Genomic DNA, 18,924 nt, shown 5'->3' on the forward strand with positions numbered 1-18,924 from the left:
GCCGCCAGACCTGGTGGCGAGGGCCGGACCGTCAGAACCGGATCGCGTCGATCACCTTCACCCGGACGGCGATCAGCGCGGGCACCAGACCGGCCAGCGCGCCGACGGCCGTCGCCGCGACCAACCCCTCGATCGCCGCCGAGACCGGGAACCCGGGCGCGTCGACCAGCGGGACGCCGCCGGCCAGCCACCTCTCCAGCGGCAGGTTCCGGACGATCGCCACCGACATAGCCACCGCGGCGAGCCCCGCCAGCGCGGTGGCCACGACGCTCTCCAGCACGACCGCGGAGAAGACCCGCGCCGAGGTCGCCCCGAAGCTCCGCCGGACGCCGATCTCCCGGATCCGCTGGCGCACGGTGACCAGCCCGATGTTCAGCACGCCGAGCCCGCCGAGGGCCAGCACCACCAGCCCGGCGGCACGGACCGCGAGCCGGAGCTTGGCGATGGTGTCCTCCAGGTTCTCCGGGTCCTGCCGGTAGGCCTGCACCTCCGCCCCGGGCAGCAGCCGGGCCAGGTCGGTCTGCACCGCCGCCACCACCGCGTCGGCCTGCTCGGAGGGCACCCAGAGCTCCAACGTGGGCGACGCCCCGAACCCCGGGCCGCCCGCCGCGGTCACGGCGTCCCCGGCCGAGGAGTCGATCCGGTAGGTGCTCGGCCAGCCCTCGTTCCAGGCGACGACCCCGACGATCGTGGCCAGCACCGGCTGGGAGCCGCCGATCACCACGGTCGGCCGGGTGCTGAGATCGGTCACGCCGAGCAGCGTCAGGAAGTCCTGGTTGACGACCAGCGCGGGCGACAGGCTCTGCCGGTCACCGGCGCGGAACCAGCGGCCCTCGACCGGCTGGATGCGGTGCAGCGGCCCGTAGGACGGCGAGACGCGCCGGGTCTCAACGGACTGGGTGCCCCCGGGGAACCGGTACAGCCCGCTCTCCTGGGCGAGGGTGGCGACCGCCTGCTCGGGGAGTCCGTACCGGGTGACCAGCGCCTCGACCCCGGCGTCCCACTCCTGCCGGGGCACGTTCCCGGTCATCGGGTCGTAGGCGGAGACCCCGATGGTCGCCGTCCGTCCGCCGCTGGCCTCGGCCTGCTCCTGCTGCACCTGGGCGGCGATCTGGCCCAGCGCGGTCACCGTGGTCATCGCCAGCACGGCCAGGAAGACCCCGACCAGGGACAGCAGCACCCGGGCCTTGTGCACCCGGACCTCTCCCCACGCCTCGCTGAAGGTGCCCAGCAGCCCGGTCATGCGTCGGTCCGGTCGCTGGTCGCGGCGGCGAGGGCGTCCCCCGCCGCCACCGGGGTGAGCCGGCCGGCGTCCAGCCGGAAACGGCGCCCGGCCAGCGCGGCCACCGAGAGGTCGTGGGTGATCGTCACCAGGGCTGCACCGTTCTCGGCGGTCACCTCGGTCAGCAGCGCCATCACGGCGGCCCCGGTCTCGACGTCCAGCGCGCCGGTCGGCTCGTCGGCGAGCACCACCCGCGGCCCACGGACCAGCGCCCGGGCGATCGCCACCCGCTGCTGCTCACCGCCGGAGAGCTTCTCCGGCACCGAGAGGGCGCGGGCGCCCAGCCCCACCCGGTCGAGCATGGTTCGGGCCGCCCGGTTGCGGGTGAGGAAGTCCCGGCCACGGGCGTAGAGCAGCGGGGCGGCGACGTTCTCCTCCGCGGTGCGCCGCGGCAGCAGGTTGAACTGCTGGAAGACGAAGCCGAAGGTCTCTCCCCGCAGCCGGGACCGCCGCCGTCCACCGAGGGAGTCGGTCGGCTGCCCGTCGAGCAGGTAGCTGCCGGCGGTCGGGCTGTCCAGCAGCCCCAGCACGTTGAGCAGGGTGGACTTCCCCGATCCGGACCGGCCGACGATGGACACGTGCTCGCCGGCCGCGACGCTCAGGTCGACCCCGGCCAGCACCGGCAGCAGGCTCCCGTCGGGGAGCCGCACGTCCCGGCCGATCCCGGAGAGCTCGAGCAGGCTCACCCGTACGGCCCGCCCATGCCGTAGGGGTCGGCGGCCGCGTCGTCGGGCACCGGCACGAACTCCAGCACCGACTCGCCCTCGGTCAGGCCGCCGGTGATCTCCACCTGCTGACCGTCGGTGAGCCCCAGGGTGACCGGCCGCTCCTCGGGGGCGCCGTCGGCGCCGGGCACCCACACCATGCCGTTCTGCACCGAGCCCTGCACCGCGGTCACCGGCACCACCAGCGCGTCGGCGACCTCACCGGCCTGGACGGCGACGGTCGCCGCCATCCCGGCGAAGACGGTCACCCCGGCCGGGACGGCGCAGCGGGCGGTCGTGGTCGCGGCGATCGGCATGCCGGTCATCGGGTCCACGCCGGCGTTCGCCTGGTCGTCCTCGCCGGGCGGGGCACCGAGGGTGAGCCCGGTGCAGGTGAACGGCGCCGGTCCGCCGGTGACGGTGACCTCGGCCGTGCTCGGCGGGCTCAGCAGCCGGAACTGGTCGGCCTGCGACAGCGACGCGGTCACCGAGAGGGTGCCCGGGGAGATGGTGCCGACGGCGTCCCCGACGGCCACGACCTGGTCCTTGAGGACGTCGAGGGTGGCCAGCCGGCCGGCCGCCGGGGCGGTGACGGTCACCACCTTGACCAGCGGGTCCCGCGGCGTCGAGGTCGGGTTCCCCTCGGCGTCCGTGCCGACGACCGGGTCGCGCTCCTCCTCGTACCGGACGTCGAGCAGCTTGTCGCCGACCACCACCGGCGCCCCGGCGCTGACGTGCAGCCGGCTCACCGTCCCGGCGGCGGTGGCCTTGACCGGCACCGCGGGGTCGGCGGCGATGGCGCCCTGCACGGAGACGGTGTTGGTCACCGTGCCGCGGGCGACCGGGATCGAGGGTGACGCCAGGTCGACGCCGGGGGCACTGGTGTCGCCGGCGGGCCCGGTGTCGCCGCTGCCGCGGAAGGCGAGGACGACCAGGGCCACCGCGATCACCGCCCAGATCATGATCCTCAGCACGGGCAGGACCCAGGTCCGGACCACCGTCATGTCGGCTCTCTTCGTCGCGCGGAACGGAAGCGTGCAGAACCTAGCGGCGCTGCGCCCCTGTCGGGGTCATCCCGGCGACGGAAACGCCGTCGTCAGCAGGTCGTCCTCCAGGTGGACGCCGCCCGGCCCGAGACGTGCGCACCGGCGACGGTTGACCGCCGGGTGCCCGGGCATGATCGACCTGCCCGTCCCCCGCACCGCCCTGGAGGCCCCCGCATGTCCGAGCCCGTCGACTTCACCGTCTGGGCGCCGCTGCCCGAGCGGGTCCGCCTGCAGGTCGACGGCGGGGTGCACGACATGCAGCGGGACGACGCCGGCTGGTGGCGCGCCACGGTCGACGCCTCCCCCGAGGCCGACTACGGCTACCTGCTCGACGACAACCCGACGCCGCGACCCGACCCGCGCTCCCGGCGTCAGCCCGACGGCGTGCACGGGCTCTCCCGCCGCTTCGACCCGTCCGCGTACCGCTGGGGCGACGGTGCCTGGACCGGGCGCCCGCTCGCCGGCGGGGTGGTCTACGAGCTGCACATCGGCACCTACACCCGCGAGGGCACCTTCGACGCGGCGATCCGGAACCTGGACCACCTGGTCGACCTGGGCATCGACTTCGTCGAGCTGCTGCCGGTGAACGGCTTCAACGGCACGCACAACTGGGGCTACGACGGCGTCGCCTGGTACGCGGTGCAGGAGACCTACGGCGGCCCCGCGGGCTACCAGCGCTTCGTCGACGCCTGCCACCAGCGCGGGCTGGGCGTCATCCAGGACGTCGTCTACAACCACCTGGGCCCGTCGGGCAACTACCTCCCGGAGTTCTTCCCGGTCTTCGCCGAGGGCGCGAACACCTGGGGCAACTCGATCAACCTCTCCGGCCCGGACTCCGACGAGGTGCGGCGCTACGTCCTGGACAACGCCCTGATGTGGCTGCGCGACATGCACGCCGACGGCCTGCGACTGGACGCGGTGCACGCGCTGGTCGACGAGCGGGCGACGCACGTGCTCGAGGAGATGGCTGCCGAGGTCGCCAAGCTCTCGGTCGCCGAGGGCCGCCCGCTGACGCTGATCGCGGAGAGCGACCTCAACGACCCGCGGATGGTCACGCCCCGGGTGGCCGGCGGCACCGGTCTGGACGCGCAGTGGAGCGACGACTTCCACCACTCGCTGCACGCCCAGCTGACCGGCGAGGGGCAGGGCTACTACGCCGACTTCGAGGCGGCCGGGCTCGGCGGGCTGGCGAAGGTGCTGACCGGCGCCTTCTTCCACGCCGGCGACTGGTCCAGTTTCCGCAGGCGGCACCACGGCCGCCCGGTCGACACCGCGGCCCTGCCGGGCTGGAAGTTCCTGGCCTACCTGCAGGACCACGACCAGATCGGCAACCGGGCGGTCGGCGACCGGATCTCCGCCTCGCTCTCCCCCAGCCTGCTCGGCGTCGGCGCCACCCTGGTGCTGACCAGCCCGTTCACCCCGATGCTCTTCATGGGCGAGGAGTGGGGCGCCTCGACCCCGTGGCAGTTCTTCACCAGCCACCCGGAGCCCGAACTGGGGCGGGCCACCGCGGAGGGCCGGATCGGGGAGTTCGCCGAGCACGGCTGGGACGCCGCCGTGGTGCCCGACCCGCAGGACATGGAGACCTTCACCCGCTCGAAGCTGGACTGGTCGGAGGTCGAGCAGGAGCCGCACGCCCACGTGCTCGCCGTGCACAAGGCGCTGCTCGCGCTGCGCCGCCGGCACCCGGAGCTGGTCGACCCGGACCTGTCCGCGGTGCAGGTGCACTGGGACGACGCCGACCGGTGGCTGGTCGTGCACCGCGGCTCGCTGCGGGTGGTCGCCAACCTGTCCGACCAGCCGCGGGAGATCGACCTGGACACCGCGGCCACCCAGGTCCTGTTCGCCAGCGGGGAGCTGCCCGAGCTGGACGGGGCGCAGGTGACGGTGCCGGCGGAGAGCGCCGTCGTCCTCGCCACCCACTGAGCGTGGACCGGCTCCCCCGGGACCCAGCCGAGCTGGCCGACGCCTACCGGGTGCCGGCCGGCCGGCACCTGCGGGTCAACTTCGTCGCCTCGCTGGACGGCGCCATCACCGTCGACGGCCGCAGCGGCGGGCTGGGCTCGGACGGCGACCGGCGGGTGTTCCGGATGCTGCGCGCGCTCTCCGACGCGGTGCTGGTCGGGGCCGGCACGGCGGCGGCCGAGGGCTACCGGCCGGTGCTCCCCGACTCCGCCGTCGGCCGGCTGCGCGCCCAGCTCGGCCGCCCGTCGGCCGCCCCGGTGGTGATCGTGTCCCGGCGGGCCTCGCTGGCCCCGGACGACCAACTGGTCACCGCCGCCGTGACGCCCACCCTCCTGGTGACCTGCGCCGCGGCCGACGCCGACCGGCGGGCGGCGCTCACATCGGCCGGCGTCGAGGTGCTGGTCTGCGGCGACGACGAGGTGGACCTGCCGACCGCGCTGGACGCCCTGGCCGGACGGGGCCTGGAACAAGTGCTGTGCGAGGGCGGCCCGGCGCTGTTCGCCGCCGCCCTGGCCGCGCGGGTGGTCGACGAGCTCGACCTGACGATCGCCCCGCTGCTCGTCGGCGGCGGGCCGGGCCTGTTGCCGTCAACGTTCTCGGCGCCGCCCCGGGCCGAGCTCGTGCAGGCGCTCATCGAGGACGACGTCCTCTTCACCCGCTACTCCCTGCGCTGAGGCCCGGGCCTCCGGAGGCTGGGGCACTGGTCGGTGAGTGGGCCAGGATGACGCCGTGGCGGAGACCGGTGGGACGGCGCTCAGCATGCAGGAACTCCGTGCGGTGACCAGGTACGCCGCTGAGAGCGCGCAGGAGACGCTCGAGGTCTTCGAGCGCGCTCGACCGGCAGATCTCAGGCCTCGCGACGCCATCGACGCCGCCTGGACCTTCGCCCATGGCGGCGAGCGCGGGAGGCGCCTGCGGGACACCGGCTGGGCCGCCCACAGAGCTGCCCGCGACGCCGGTACCGGAGCCGCCGGCGACGCGGCACGAGCAGCGATGCACGCGGCATCAGCCGCGTATCTGCACCCGCTGGCCGACGCCCACCAGGTCAAGCACGTCCTCGGGGCCGCGGCGCACGCGGCGAGAGTGGCCGAGCTCATGGCGGGCGACGATCACGAGGTGGGCGCCCACCAGCTGGAGCGAGCGCGTCACCGCGCGACGCCCGTCGTCGTGGACGTGCTCAGCCGCTACCCCGCGGCCCCACCTGGTGGAGGCCGCGTCGGGGAGCTGCTCCGTGAGCTGGACGCGGCGCTCCGCCGACCGTGAGACCCCGCCTCCCGGGCCGCTCGCTGTTTCGACCGACGCCGGAAACTGTCAGACCCCGTACGTACGTTCGAATGCGTGACGACGACGGCGATGCCACCGGGCTTCTGGGGTGTGGCGGTCGACGTCTTCTTCACCGGCACTGCGCACGGCGCGCGGGAGGCTGCTTCCTCCGATGAACAGCTGGCTGCCCGACTGCGGTCGGTGCAGCGCCAGCGGGCGATGGACGCCGCCGAGGAGGCCGAGCTGATCTTGCAGCTGGCCGGTCGGCGGCCCGCGGCGCTGGAGCCGGATGGCCCCGGTGCCCGCCGGCCCGGCTGGACGGCTGAGGTCGATGGCGCGGAGATCAGTGAGTTCTTCCTCGCCGAGCTGTCCGCGGTGCTCAACCTGGGCCGTGGGACGGCGGCGGTGCGGCTGCGGCGAGCACTGACCTGGTCGGAGAAGCTGCCGCGCACCTTCGCCCTCGCCACCGGCCAGCTGGACGAGCGCCGGGCCCAGGTGCTCGCCGACGTGCTGGAACACACCCCGGCGGCGATCGCCGGGCAGGTCGAGGCCGCCCTGCTGGGTGAGGCGCGCGAGCTGTCGGTGGCCCGGCTGGAGAAGCGGGCCACCGAGGAGTTGCTGCGCCTGGACGCCGCCGCGGCCGAGGAACGCCGGGAAGCCGCCGCCAAGAACGCCGACGTGCGCGTGTACCCCTCCCCCACCGACGGGCGGTCCACCCTCGCCGCGGACCTGCCCACCGACGAGGCCGTGGAGTGCCACGACCTGCTCGACCAGCTGGCCCGGATGCTCAAGGCCGACGGCGACCAGCGACCCATCGGCGCCCTCCGCGCGCACGTCCTGTCAATGCTGATCCGCCGGCCGGCCGACTCCGGGCTGCCCGCCGTGGCCGCCAACGTCACCATCACCGCAGACCTGCACGCCCTCGCCGGGGCGAGCAGTGCACCGGGGGAGGTGAACGGACTGCCGATCACCGCCGCCCACCTCCGCGAACTGCTCACCCGGGTCGGCGCACTCGGGCTCACCACCCCCGAGGGCGGCACGTTGACCTACGCCCTCACCGGCCCCGCCGGGCAGCTGCTGGCCACGATCACCCCAGCCGAACTGGCCCGCCTCGCCCGCCGCGGCTGCCCGAACCACCCGGATGCCACGAAGTGCGAGTGCGCGGTGCTCGGCCCGCCACCGGCCACCAGCGCCTACTCCCCCACCGAACGCCAGCGGTCGTTCGTGGTCACCCGCGACCGTCGGTGCCGGTTCCCCAACTGCGGGCAACGCGTCGGCTGGACCGACCTCGACCACGTGACCGCCCACGCCTGCGGCGGCCCCACCGACTGCACCAACCTCTGCTGCCTGTGCCGCTCCCACCACCGGCTCAAGACCTTCGCCCCCGGCTGGCAGTACCGCCTCGACAGGAACGGCACCCTGCACGTCACCACCCCCTCCGGGGTCACCCGCATCACCAGACCACCCGGCCAGCGCCCACCCGACTCCCGACCACCGGACACCCCGACCCGACAGTCCGGACCACCACCGGGAGCACCACCACCGGCCGACGACCCACCGCCCTTCTGATCGGTGGACAAAGCCGGGCTGCGCAGCCGACCTGCGCGGCCCGGTCATGCCGTCGATGCCTGCCGCCCGATCCCGCGCGACGCCGACTCCCGCGCCATGCTTGCGCGTGCCCCTGCCTACGCGAACCCCTGCCTACGCGAGCCTCTGCCTGCGCGCGCCCTGCCTGGCCCGCCGTCGCGCCGTCTCGAGCCCGCTCCCCCGCGGTCCCTGGCCGACAGCGCGGACCGACTGCCCCGGCGTCGTCCCGGCTGCTTGACTGGCCGGCATGGACCTGCCCGTGAACCCCCCGGTCAAGCCGATGCTCGCCAAGCCGGTGGCCAAGCTGCCCACCGGCGACGGCTGGTTCTACGAGCCGAAGTGGGACGGGTTCCGGTGCATCGTCTTCCGCGACGGCGACGAGGTCGAGCTGGGGAGCCGCAACGAGCGCCCGCTGACCCGCTACTTCCCCGACGTCGTCGAGGCGGTGAAGGCCCAGCTGCCCGAGCGCTGCGTGGTCGACGGAGAGATCGTCGTCCCGCGCGGGGACCGGCTGGACTTCGAGTCGCTGCTGCAGCGGATCCACCCGGCCGCCTCGCGCGTGACCCGGCTGGCCGAGGAGACCCCGGCGTCCTTCGTCGCCTTCGACCTGCTGGCACTGGGGGACGACTCGCTCATGGACTCCCCGTACGCCGACCGGCAGGCCCGGCTGCGCGAGGCGCTGGCCGGCGCGCAGGCGCCGGTGTACGTCAGCACGGTCACCTCCGACGCCGAGGTGGGGCAGCGCTGGTTCGCCGAGTTCGAGGGCGCGGGCCTGGACGGCGTCATCGCCAAGCGGGGCGACCAGCCCTACTCCCCCGACCAGCGGGTGATGACCAAGGTCAAGCACGTCCGGACGGCGGACTGCGTCGTGGCCGGCTTCCGCTGGCACAAGAGCGGGCCGGTGGTCGGCTCGCTGCTGCTGGGCCTCTACGACGACGCCGGCACGCTGCAGCACATCGGCGTCGCGGCGTCCTTCACCATGAAGCGCCGGGCCGAGCTCGTCGACGAGCTCGCCCCCTACCGGGCCGAGGCGCTGGACGGACACCCCTGGCAGGACTGGGCCAACGCCCAGACGGGTGAGGACGGCGAGCACCGGATGCCGGGGGCGACCAGCCGCTGGAACGCCGGCAAGGACCTCTCCTGGGTCCCGCTGCGGCCGGAGCTGGTGGTGGAGGTCAAGTACGACCAGCTGGAGGGCAGCCGGCTGCGGCACACCGGCCACTTCCTGCGCTGGCGCACCGACCGGGACGCCCGGTCGTGCACCTACGAGCAGCTGGAGGTCCCGGTCCGCTACGACCTCGCCGAGGTCCTGGGCGGCTGAGCAGCGGGTGGGTGAGCAGCGGGTGGGGTGAGCAGCGGGCGGCTGATCTCGCGGCGCGCTGAGCGGTTCCTCACGCCGTACCTTGCTGCCACTCCCAGGTTCGCCTCCTACCCTTGCCGATCATGACCGCGCACCGCCGCCTGGCCGCCACCGGAGGAGCGTTCCTCGCCCTCGCTCTGACCGTCGCCGGGTGCACCTCCTCCGACGAGGGCGAGACGGCCGCGACCAGCGCTGCTCCGGAGACGCCGGCCGCGCCGGAGCCGCAGCTGATCGACTGGACCGACTGCGACAGCCAGATCGACCCGATCATCGCCGGGCGACCAGGTGCGGAGCGCGACCTCGTCTTCTCCTGCGGGACGACGACGGTGCCGGTCAGCTACGACGACCCCGAAGGCGGCACCCTGCAGCTGTTCCTGGTGCGGGCCAGCCTCGCCGGGCAGACCTACCCGATCGGCTCGCTGATGGTGAACCCCGGTGGCCCCGGACAGTCCGCGGCCGATGCGGCCATCCAGGCGGCGCTGACCCTCCCCGAGGCGGTCGTCAACCAGTTCGACATCGTCGGCCTCGACCCTCGCGGGACGGGGCTGTCCACCCCCGTCGAGTGCATCTCCGACGAGCAGAAGGACGAGCTGTTCGCGGCCGACCCGCGGGCCACCGACGCCGCCGCGCAGGACGCCCTGTTCAGCCAGGTCGAGGAGGTCGCCGCCGGCTGCGCCGAGGAGTACCAGGAGGCGCTGGGCGCCTTCGACACGGTCGACGCGGCCCGCGACATGGACCTGGTCCGGCAGTCCCTCGGCGACGACCAGCTCAACTACCTGGGTTACTCGTACGGCACCACGCTGGGCTCCACCTACGCCGAGCTGTTCCCCGAGCAGGTGCGCGCGATGGTGCTCGACGGCGCGGTCGACCCCGACACCACCGCGCAGGAGGCGGCCGAGGCGCGGGCTCAGGGCTTCGAGGCCGCCTATGACGCCTTCGCCGCCAACTGCCTGTCGCTGATCAGCGGCTGCCCGCTCGGGCCGGACCCGCGGGCGTTCCTCGACGACCTGCTGGCCCAGGCCGCCACGACCCCGATCCCGAGCAGCCGCGAGGGCGAGACCCGGCAGGCGACGCCCGGGCTGATCCTGGGCGGCGTCCGCTCGGCGCTCTACCAGCCCTCGGCCTGGCCGCAGCTGGCCCAGTCGCTGGCCGCCGCCCGCAACGGTGACGCCGCCGGCATCCTGACCCTCGCCGACACCTACACCGGCCGCAACGACGACGGCACCTACAGCAACGTGGTCGACGCGAACCTGGCGGTGAACTGCGCCGACACCGACGAGGAGTACGCGGCCACCGACGTGCAGGCCCTGGTGGCGGACTGGAACGCCCGGTACCCGCTCTTCGGCGCCGACGCCGCCCTGGGGCTCTACACCTGCTCGGCCTGGGAGGCCCCGCGCACGCCCCTGCCCGAGCGGGACGCCGCGGGCAGCCCGCCCATCCTGGTCATCGGCACGCAGGGCGACCCGGTCACTCCCCTGGCCGGCGCCGTCGACCTCGCGGAGGACCTGGAGAACGGCGTCCTGCTCACCTGGGAGGGCAACGGGCACACTGCCTACCCGAAGACCGAGTGCGTGACGGCGGCCGTGAACGCCTACCTGATCGACCTCGCCGTACCGCAGGACGGGCTGACCTGCCCCGCGTGACCGGCTCCGGCAAGATCGGCCTCCCACCCGGTCCTGCCTGACCCGAACGGAGCCCCATGGCCAGCAGCAAGGACGCCGTCGTCCTCGAGCTCGACGGCCACGAGGTGCGGGTGAGCAACCCGGAGAAGCCGTACTTCGGGGACAAGGGCATCCGCAAGATCGACGTCGTCGAGTACTTCGTCGCCGTCGGCGAGGGCATCCTGTTCGCGCTGCGCGACCGGCCGACGACGCTGGAGCGCTGGCCGGGCGGGGTGTTCGAGGGCGCCCGGCTCTCCACCCGGGTCGACAACACCGGCGACGCGTTCTACCAGAAGCGGGTGCCGAAGAACGCCCCCGAGTGGGTGCCGACGGCGCACATCACCTTCCCCAGCGGGCGGACGGCCGACGAGATCGCCCCGGACTCGGTCGCCGTCGTCGCGTGGTGCGCCAACCTGGGGACGCTGACCTTCCACCCGTGGCCGGTCTCCAAGGGCGACGTCGAGTCCCCCGACCAGATCCGGATCGACCTCGACCCACAGCCGGGCACCGACTTCTCCGACGCCGTCCGGGTGGCCCCGCACGTGCGCGAACTGCTGCACGAGTTCGGCATGGAGGGGTGGCCGAAGACGTCCGGCGGACGGGGCGTGCACGTCTACGTGCCGATCCAGCCGCGCTGGACCTTCCCCGAGGTGCGCCGGGCGGTGATCGCGTTCGGCCGGGAGCTGGAACGGCGCATCCCCGACCGGGTGACGATGAACTGGTGGAAGGAGGAGCGCGGCGAGAAGATCTTCATCGACTACAACCAGATGGCCCGGGACCGCACGATCGCCAGTGCCTACTCGATCCGGGCCAAGGCGCACGCTCCGGTGAGCGCCCCGGTCGACTGGGACGAACTGCCCGACGTCTCGCCCTTCGACTTCGACGTGCTCACCATGCCGGCCCGGTTCGCCGCCGTCGGCGACAAGCACGCCGGCCTGGCCGACCACGCCTTCGACATCACGCCGCTGGTCGAGCTGGCCGACCAGCAGGAGCGCGACCTCGGGCTGGGTGAGATGCCCTATCCGCCGGACTACCCGAAGATGCCCGGCGAGCCGATGCGGGTGCAGCCCAGCCGCGCGAAGAAGGTCCCCGCCACGGAGGACTGAGCCGAGGGCTCGCCGCGCTAGCGTCGCACCGTGGCCGATCAGCCGACGCAGGCCTGGGACCTGGTGGCGGAGGGGCGCCGGCACCGAGTGGAGACGACCGGTTCCGTCTCGCGGACGGTGCGGTGGCGCGTCGACGGGCGGGTGGTGGCCGCCACGAAGTCCAGCGAGGACACCGTGCGGCTCAAGCCGGGTGACCGGCTCCAGGGCGAGGACGACGTCAGCCCGGACGACCAGCCCGCCGCCGTCGAGCCGGACGTCGGCTCGGTCACGGTGCAGTTCACCGGCCTCGGGAAGCCGAAGCGGGCCACCTGGTACCCGCCAGCAGACGGCGCCGCCGTGCGCGCCGCACTCGGCACCGGCGGGATCGACCTGGAACCGGAGCCGGGGTCCCCGGCCGCGCTCCGGGAGGAGCGGATCCGTCAGCACCCTCGCCGGTACGCGGTGCTCGCCGTGGCCGGCGGCGTGGCGAAGGTGGTCCTCCCGCTGCTGCTCGGGCTGCTCGCCGTCCGGCTGACCGTCGCACTCCCCTGGCCCGACTGGGACCTGCCGTCGCTCCCGTGGCCGGACGTCGACCTGCCCTCTATCCCCTGGCCCGACGTGGACCTGCCCGACGTGGACCTGCCGGACTGGCAGGCCCCGGCCTGGGTCCGGTGGGTCGCCGACAAGGCCCAGTTCGTCTGGCCCGTCCTGCTGGCCGCCTACCTGGCCCGGCGGGAGATCCGGCGCCGGCGCGAGCAGGACGCCCTGCGCGCGGCGCGCCGGGCGGAGCAGCAGGCCCAGACCGGCCGCGAGGACGACCGCGAGGCCGGCCGTAAGGACGACGACCGGCCGCCGTCGCAGTGACGGGCCGCAGCCGACGCCGGTGACGCTCCCCCGGCCGGCGACGGGCGGGCAACGACGGCCCCCTCACCCGCTGGGGTGAGCGAGCCGGACAGCGCTGTCGCGCGGGGCGCTTCCTGTCGTTGAGGAACCGTTCGGTCCCACGGTCAGACAGGCGGAGGAGCAGGGTCATGCGGGTCGCGGTCCTGGTGTACGGCGTGCTGTACGTCGTCATCGAGGTCGTCGGCCACCAGTTGGAGCAGGTCAGCTGGCCCGAGCTCACGCCCCTGGACGTCGCGACCGCGCTGACCAACGCCTTCCTGACCGTCGCCGTGCTCGTCGCGGTGTTGGTGGGGATCGACCTCGCCGGACACCGCTGGCGCCGCCACCTGCGGACGGTCGCGCAGGAACGGGCCCGGCTGGCGCTCGAGGAGTGGGCGGCCCCCGAGCCGCTGACCGTGCAGGCCTGGCGGCCGGGGCCGCTCGCGCTGCCCGCTGCCCCACCCCGTCCGACGGGGAGGACCAGGAGCGGCCCGGCTCAGGAGAACTGCACGTCAGATGCCTACGCACCGAACGCGTACGCCCGCCAGGCCTGGTCCGAGGACGCCGCCCGGGACGCCTCCGGACGGCTGCTCTGACCCTCCGCGTGACGGCCCGGACCGGCTCGCCGGGGATCTTCTTGCCCCTGACCTCCCAAAGATCGCCGGAACCCGCTAGGGTCGTACTCGTCGGGAAGGCCCTGCGCATTGGCAGGACCCCGACGCACGACCTCAGCTAGGAGCGAGCAATGCCCGAAGGAACAGTGAAGTGGTTCAACGCAGAGAAGGGGTTTGGCTTCGCCACCCCGGACGGCGGCGGCCCGGACGTCTTCGTCCACTACTCGGCCATCCAGACCAGCGGGTACCGCTCGCTCGATGAGGGCCAGCGCATCTCGTTCGACATCGAGCAGGGCCAGAAGGGCCCGCAGGCGGCGAACGTCAACCCGGTCTGATCTCCAGACCGAGGAGCTGAACGCAGCCCTCTCGAACCACCGACAGTGCCCCCGCCCGGGAAACCGGACGGGGGCACTGTCGCGTCCGGCCCCGGTGGTCAGCGCGCCCGGGGCACGTACCCGCCGATCAGGGCGGACATCAGCAACGCCCCGTCGTCGGGCCCGATCGCAGCCGCGGCGTCGGCGAAGGCCCGCCAGCGCTCCCGCTCCACGTCGGTCATCGCGCTGGCAGCCCGGGCGCCGGCCTGCTCCAGCAGGCGGTCCCACTCGCTCTGCGGCGTGGGCCACAGACCGGTGAGCCGGCGGGCCTCCCCCGAGACGGCGGTGAACCGGACGATCTCGCCGGCGTGGTTGGTGAGCGCCTCGGCGTAGCCGGCGGTGACCAGCGCGTTGGCCGCGGAGACGACCTGCGGCTTGGGCAGGCCGCTGGCCGGCACGACCGCCCCGAGGTAGGGGGCGCTGCCGTGCGGCGGTTCGTCGATCAGCCGGACGATCGCCCGGAGTACGGGGAGATCGCGGGTGAACCAGGTGTCGGCCAGGGGCTGCGGGGTGCTCATGGGTCCTCTCGGCGGACGGCGGCGCCACCGGACGCGGCGCCGCGCCCACGGTACGAGCACCGGACCAGGGCAGCGCGACCGCACGCCGCCGGTCACCCGACGGCTGCTTAGCGGGGCGAACTTCGTTACCGGATGTTGATCGACCCTTGCACTGGGCGATGACAGGATCGGAGTGTCCACCGCCCCGCACGCGAGCTCGCGCCGCCCGCCCGAGGAGACCCGTGTCCCGACGCAGCAGGCCCCGTGCCGTCGTCCTCGGCCCGGTCCTCGGCTCCCTCCTCGGTCTGACCCTCGCGGTGTCCACCGTCGGGCCGGCCGGCGCCGCGCCCACCTCCGGCTCCGACCCGCTGCCCGTGGTCGTCACCGCGACCGACGGGCTGAGCGAGCCCGGTGACCTCGCGGCCGACCCGGGCGCGACGGTCGCCGCTGACGCCGGACCCGCCGCGACGGTCAGCGACCCGTGGCCACTGCGGGAGGAGGAGCTGACCGTCCTCGGGACGGGGTTCTCGCCGGAGGAGAAGGTCACCGCCGAGCTGCCCGCGCGCCTCCGAGGGCAGCTCGGCACTGCCGTGGTCGGCCCGGACGGCACCGTCGCCATCCCCGTGCGGGCGCCGACGGCGCTGCAGGCCGGCGCGCACGAGGTGCTGCTGCGTGGCACCTCGGGTGCCACGGCGAGCACGAGCATCCAGCTCCGTCCGGTGGTCGAGGACCAGCTCACCCGGCTGGCCCGCTGGTGGCCGCGCGGCTGACCGCAGCCTCCGGCACCCGGCCGGGACGCCGCTGACCAGGGCGGCACGGGCCCCGGCACGGGTGGCGGAGCCGCCGTACCGTGGGGTCATGACCACTTCCGCCCACCAGCCCCAGGTCGTCAAAAGCGACGAGGAGTGGCGCGCCCAGCTGTCGCCGGAGGAGTACGCCGTGCTCCGCCAGGCGGGTACCGAGCGGCCGTGGACCGGTGAGTACGTCGACACCAAGGCGGTCGGCACCTACTCCTGCCGGGCCTGCGGCGCCGAGCTCTTCCGCTCCGAGACGAAGTTCGACTCGCACTGCGGCTGGCCGTCGTTCTACGAGCCGTCGGACCAGGACAACGTCGTCCTCCGCGACGACACGACCCTCGGGATGCGTCGCACCGAGGTCCTCTGCGGCAGCTGCCACAGCCACCTCGGCCACGTCTTCGCCGACGCCCCCCAGACCCCCACCGGCGACCGCTACTGCATCAACTCCGTCAGCATCAAGCTGGACCCCGCCGACAGCTGAGCAGCACAGACCGAAGACGACGAAGGCCCGTCCCCCACTGGTGGGACGGGCCTTCGTCATGCCGGACACGAGTCGGGAACGGCTTCGGTACGACCGGGCTACGAGTACGGACCCGCCGCTCTGTCGCGCCAGCGACCCCGCGGGACCCGGCGCGGGCCCGGAGGGTCCCGCCGGGAACCGCGGCCAGCGGCTCGGCGATCCTGACGCGGGGCCCGGAGGGTCCCCGGCAGGACCGCCGGCAACGGCTCAGCGCAGCCTGGGCACGGCTCCTGGCCGCGGTGTCGTCCGGAGGACGACCATCGTCAAGGCAGATCAGCCACCAGCTCTGCGACCTGCTTGCGGGTGCCGGTGTAGAACGGCACCTCCTCGCGCACGTGCCGGCGGGCCCGGCTGGCGCGCAGGTCGCGCATCAGGTCGACGATGCGGTGCAGTTCGTCGGCCTCGAAGGCGAGCATCCACTCGTAGTCGCCGAGCCCGAACGAGGAGACGGTGTTGGCCCGTACGTCGGGGTAGGGCCGGGCCTGCATGCCGTGCTCCTTGAGCATGTCCCGCCGCTCCTCCTCGGGGAGCAGGTACCACTCGTAGGAGCGCACGAACGGGTAGACGCAGACGAAGCGGCGCGGCTCCTCGTCGGCGAGGAACGCCGGCACGTGGCTCCGGTTGAACTCGGCGGGGCGGTGCAGCGCCATCTGCGACCAGACGGGCTCGAGGCGGCGGCCCAGGGTGGTGCGGCGGAACCGGCCGTAGGCCTCCTGCAGCGCCTCCGGGGTCTCGGCGTGCCACCAGATCATCAAGTCGGCGTCGGCGCGCAGACCGGCGACGTCGTACACGCCGCGGACGACGACGTCCTTGCCGGCCAGCTCCTCGAACAGCGCGGTGACCTCGTCGGCGGCAGCGCTGCGCTGGTCGTCGCCGAGCGGCCGGGCCAGTTTGAACACCGACCACATCGTGTAGCGGATGAGGGCGTTCAGCTCGTTCGCCCGCTTGCCGATGCTGCGCTCTTCGGTCTGCTCGCTCATGTCCTCATTGTGGACCGCCGGTCCGTGGGGCGGTGCGGGACGTCGGTCCACCCGGACCGTGAGGCACGACACGGGCGTGCACGTCCCTCCGGGGACCGGGAACACCAGCCTCAGTCTGGATCTTGTACCGGACGTACACCTTCCCGACCGTAGGAGGAACAGCATGGCCGTGATCGAGAGCCCGTTGTCCGAGGACGTCCAGAAGGTCACCGGCGAGGCGCTGCAGGGTGCCGTCGTCGACCTGATCGACCTGAGCCTGATCGGCAAGCAGGTGCACTGGACGCTGGTGGGCCGCAACTTCCGCAGCATCCACCTGCAGCTGGACGACGTCGTCGCCACTGCCCGCGAGTACCAGGACACCGCCGCCGAGCGGGCCGCCGCGATCGGCGTGCTGCCCGACGGCCGCGCCGGCACCGTGCAGGCCAGCGGCATCCCCCAGCCGCCGGTGGAGTGGGTGCACGCCGACGACGCGATCCGCTACTTCGTCGACGTCTTCACCCTGATCGTGGCCCGGATGCGCGACCGCATCGAGGCCACCGAGGACGACGAGGTCACCCAGGACCTGATCATCGAGATCACCGGGGCGCTGGAGAAGCACCACTGGATGTGGCAGGCCGAGGCAGCGCAGAACTGAGTCCGCTGCACTTCCCACCGGAGGCCGGCACCCCGAGCGGGGTGCCGGCCTCCGGTGCGTCGGGCGGTGCCAGCTAGCCCAGCGCCTGGACCGCCCGGCGTGCGTCACGGATGCAGGCCGGCACGCCGACACCGCCGTAGGCCGCCCCGGCCACGGCGAGCCCCGGGACGGCGTCGACCGCGGACCTGATCGCGGTGACCCGCTGCGGGTGCCCGACCAGGTACTGCGGGAGCCCGTCGACCCAGCGGACCAGCTCGGTCTGCACCGGCTCAGGCCGCCCCAGATCGAGCAGCTCGGCGACGTCGGCGACCACGGCGGCGGTGAGCTCGGCGTCGTCCCGCTGCAGGGCGGCGTCGTCGCCGAACCGGCCCACCGACGACCGGACCCGGAGCACCGGAGCGCCGTCGGGGCCGGACAGGTGCGGCCACTTGGACGAGGAGACGGTGACGCCCTTGACCAGCCGGCCGGTCACCGGCGGCACGAGCAACCCCGAACCGGCCGCGACCGGCTGGTCGGGGAAGGCCATGGCGACCACGGCCATCGACGCGTACGGGATCTCCTGCAGCGGCTGCACGGCATCGGGGGCGACGTCGGCGAGCAGCCGGGCGGCCGGACCGGCCGGGGTGGCCAGCACGACGGCGTCGGCGATCAGCGTCCCGCCGCCGTCGACGTCCAGCTCGAAGCCGGCGGGGGTGCGGCGCAGCGCCGTGACCCGGGTGTCCAGCCGCACCTCGGCGCCCGAGGCACGCACCAGGGCGTCGGGCAGCGAGCCGATGCCGTCGCGGACCGTGACGAACACCGGGCCGTCGACGTCGCCGCGGCTGCGGGCTCCGGCGTCCCGGGCGGCGACGGCGGCCCCCAGCAGGGAGGTGGCAGCCGGCAGCTCGGCGGCGAGCGCGGGCATGGTGGCGGCGAGGGAGAGGTCGTCGGGGCGACCGGCGTAGACACCGCCGAGCAGCGGCTCGACGAGCCGGTCGACGACCTCGTCGCCGAGCCGCTCTCGCAGCAGGCCGCCGACGGAGACGTCGCCGTCCAGTCGCAGCGGGGGCAGTTCCGCCTCGGCCCGCACCCGGGCGACCCCGGCCGGGGTCAGCACGCCGTCGAGGCCGTCGGCGGTCGTCGGCACGCCCTGGAGCGTGCCGGCCGGGAGCGGGAACCGGCCCTCGGGCAGCACGATGGCGGCCTGGGTGGTCTGCGCCGGCACCAGCTGGTCGGCCAGGCCGAGCTGCTCGATCAGCTCGACCGCCTCGGGCACCCGGGCGAGCACCGCCTCGGGGCCGGTGTCGTACCAGCGACCGGCGAGGTCGACCCGGTCCAGCTTGCCGCCGATGCGGCCGCCGGCCTCCAGGACGACGACCTCGCCGTCCGGGTGGGCGCGGTGCCACTCGAACGCCGCGCTGAGCCCGGTGATCCCGGCGCCCACGACGACCAGCTGGGGCGCGCTCATCTCGCGGTGAGCTCGTGCACCAGCTCCACGACGTGGGTCAGCACGCCGGGGTCGGTGTCCGGCAGGACGCCGTGGCCGAGGTTGAACACGTGCCCGCGGGCGGCCCGGCCCTGCTCGACGATGCGGCGGACCTCGCGGTCGACGGTCTCCCGGTCGGCCAGCAGGACGGCGGGGTCGAGGTTGCCCTGCAGCGAGTACCCGGGTCCGACACGGCGGGGGGGGGCGG

At 74.1% G+C, this 18,924-nt stretch carries 20 protein-coding genes; 13 read left to right on the plus strand and 7 right to left on the minus strand.

Features of this window, described 5'->3' with window-relative positions; genetic code table 11:
• Positions 1-31: 31 nt before the first annotated feature.
• Genes IN07_RS19150 through IN07_RS19160 form a run of 3 tightly spaced genes read right to left on the minus strand, consistent with a single transcriptional unit; the run spans position 32 to position 2,990 of the window.
• Positions 32-1,243, minus strand: coding sequence for an ABC transporter permease (locus IN07_RS19150; RefSeq protein ID WP_036338748.1), 1,212 nt, complete (start codon positions 1,241-1,243; stop codon positions 32-34).
• Positions 1,240-1,968 (minus strand): ABC transporter ATP-binding protein, encoded by a 729-nt coding sequence (locus IN07_RS19155; RefSeq protein WP_052091501.1) that lies wholly within the window; start codon positions 1,966-1,968, stop codon positions 1,240-1,242. The genes IN07_RS19150 and IN07_RS19155 overlap by 4 nt, the downstream gene beginning before the upstream one ends.
• The gene (locus IN07_RS19160; protein WP_036339048.1) at positions 1,965-2,990 is read right to left on the minus strand and encodes an efflux RND transporter periplasmic adaptor subunit; all 1,026 of its coding nucleotides are present in this window, start codon (positions 2,988-2,990) and stop codon (positions 1,965-1,967) included. Before IN07_RS19160 ends, IN07_RS19155 begins: the two co-directional genes overlap by 4 nt.
• Before the next feature lie 216 nt (positions 2,991-3,206).
• On the opposite strand from IN07_RS19160, the gene treZ reads away from it, so the two are divergent.
• The 10 genes from treZ (at position 3,207) to IN07_RS19210 (ending at position 13,784) form a co-directional block, all read left to right on the plus strand.
• Positions 3,207-4,958, plus strand: a complete 1,752-nt coding sequence (gene treZ, locus IN07_RS19165) for a malto-oligosyltrehalose trehalohydrolase (protein WP_036338751.1) — start codon at positions 3,207-3,209, stop codon at positions 4,956-4,958.
• 2 nt (positions 4,959-4,960) lie between these two features.
• The gene (locus tag IN07_RS19170) at positions 4,961-5,671 is read left to right on the plus strand and encodes a dihydrofolate reductase family protein (protein ID WP_036338754.1); all 711 of its coding nucleotides are present in this window, start codon (positions 4,961-4,963) and stop codon (positions 5,669-5,671) included.
• Between the two features lie 55 nt (positions 5,672-5,726).
• The gene (locus tag IN07_RS19175; RefSeq protein ID WP_231558474.1) at positions 5,727-6,260 is read left to right on the plus strand and encodes a putative immunity protein; all 534 of its coding nucleotides are present in this window, start codon (positions 5,727-5,729) and stop codon (positions 6,258-6,260) included.
• A 75-nt stretch (positions 6,261-6,335) separates the two neighbouring features.
• Positions 6,336-7,829, plus strand: a complete 1,494-nt coding sequence (locus IN07_RS19180) for an HNH endonuclease signature motif containing protein (RefSeq protein ID WP_197058565.1) — start codon at positions 6,336-6,338, stop codon at positions 7,827-7,829.
• A 265-nt stretch (positions 7,830-8,094) separates the two neighbouring features.
• Positions 8,095-9,168 carry an ATP-dependent DNA ligase gene (locus IN07_RS19185; RefSeq protein ID WP_036338760.1) on the plus strand — a complete coding sequence of 358 codons (1,074 nt, stop codon included), beginning with the start codon at positions 8,095-8,097 and terminating at the stop codon, positions 9,166-9,168.
• Between the two features lie 122 nt (positions 9,169-9,290).
• The gene (locus IN07_RS19190) at positions 9,291-10,850 is read left to right on the plus strand and encodes an alpha/beta hydrolase (protein WP_036338763.1); all 1,560 of its coding nucleotides are present in this window, start codon (positions 9,291-9,293) and stop codon (positions 10,848-10,850) included.
• A gap of 56 nt (positions 10,851-10,906) precedes the next feature.
• A complete protein-coding gene (gene ligD / locus IN07_RS19195) occupies positions 10,907-11,974 on the plus strand; it encodes a non-homologous end-joining DNA ligase (protein WP_036338765.1) in 1,068 nt (355 codons plus the stop codon).
• A 30-nt stretch (positions 11,975-12,004) separates the two neighbouring features.
• Positions 12,005-12,817 carry a hypothetical protein gene (locus tag IN07_RS19200; protein ID WP_036338769.1) on the plus strand — a complete coding sequence of 271 codons (813 nt, stop codon included), beginning with the start codon at positions 12,005-12,007 and terminating at the stop codon, positions 12,815-12,817.
• 167 nt (positions 12,818-12,984) lie between these two features.
• Positions 12,985-13,431 carry a hypothetical protein gene (locus IN07_RS19205; protein ID WP_036338772.1) on the plus strand — a complete coding sequence of 149 codons (447 nt, stop codon included), beginning with the start codon at positions 12,985-12,987 and terminating at the stop codon, positions 13,429-13,431.
• A 149-nt stretch (positions 13,432-13,580) separates the two neighbouring features.
• Positions 13,581-13,784: a cold-shock protein gene (locus tag IN07_RS19210; protein ID WP_014741881.1), complete on the plus strand. Its 204-nt coding sequence runs from the start codon at positions 13,581-13,583 to the stop codon at positions 13,782-13,784.
• 98 nt (positions 13,785-13,882) lie between these two features.
• Here IN07_RS19210 and IN07_RS19215 read toward each other — a convergent pair whose 3' ends face one another.
• A complete protein-coding gene (locus tag IN07_RS19215) occupies positions 13,883-14,341 on the minus strand; it encodes a hypothetical protein (protein ID WP_036338783.1) in 459 nt (152 codons plus the stop codon).
• A gap of 221 nt (positions 14,342-14,562) precedes the next feature.
• Between IN07_RS19215 and IN07_RS19220 the strand changes: the two genes are divergently transcribed.
• Positions 14,563-15,090 (plus strand): hypothetical protein, encoded by a 528-nt coding sequence (locus IN07_RS19220; RefSeq protein ID WP_036338785.1) that lies wholly within the window; start codon positions 14,563-14,565, stop codon positions 15,088-15,090.
• Between the two features lie 88 nt (positions 15,091-15,178).
• Positions 15,179-15,598 carry a peptide-methionine (R)-S-oxide reductase MsrB gene (gene msrB, locus IN07_RS19225; protein WP_036339054.1) on the plus strand — a complete coding sequence of 140 codons (420 nt, stop codon included), beginning with the start codon at positions 15,179-15,181 and terminating at the stop codon, positions 15,596-15,598.
• Between the two features lie 302 nt (positions 15,599-15,900).
• Here the strand turns inward: msrB and hemQ are convergent, their stop codons facing one another.
• Positions 15,901-16,617 (minus strand): hydrogen peroxide-dependent heme synthase, encoded by a 717-nt coding sequence (gene hemQ, locus IN07_RS19230; protein ID WP_036338787.1) that lies wholly within the window; start codon positions 16,615-16,617, stop codon positions 15,901-15,903.
• Positions 16,618-16,780: 163 nt separating this feature from the next.
• On the opposite strand from hemQ, the gene IN07_RS19235 reads away from it, so the two are divergent.
• Positions 16,781-17,251, plus strand: a complete 471-nt coding sequence (locus IN07_RS19235) for a Dps family protein (protein ID WP_036338790.1) — start codon at positions 16,781-16,783, stop codon at positions 17,249-17,251.
• A 73-nt stretch (positions 17,252-17,324) separates the two neighbouring features.
• Here IN07_RS19235 and hemG read toward each other — a convergent pair whose 3' ends face one another.
• Entirely contained in the window at positions 17,325-18,698 is a 1,374-nt protein-coding gene (gene hemG, locus IN07_RS19240) for a protoporphyrinogen oxidase (RefSeq protein ID WP_036338793.1), read from the minus strand.
• The coding region (locus tag IN07_RS24890) for a uroporphyrinogen decarboxylase family protein (protein ID WP_036338796.1) at positions 18,695-18,924 on the minus strand (230 nt) is incomplete at its 5' end. The genes IN07_RS24890 and hemG, both read right to left, overlap by 4 nt.

The sequence above is a fragment of the Modestobacter caceresii genome, assembly GCF_000761485.1.
Lineage (GTDB): Bacteria > Actinomycetota > Actinomycetes > Mycobacteriales > Geodermatophilaceae > Modestobacter > Modestobacter caceresii.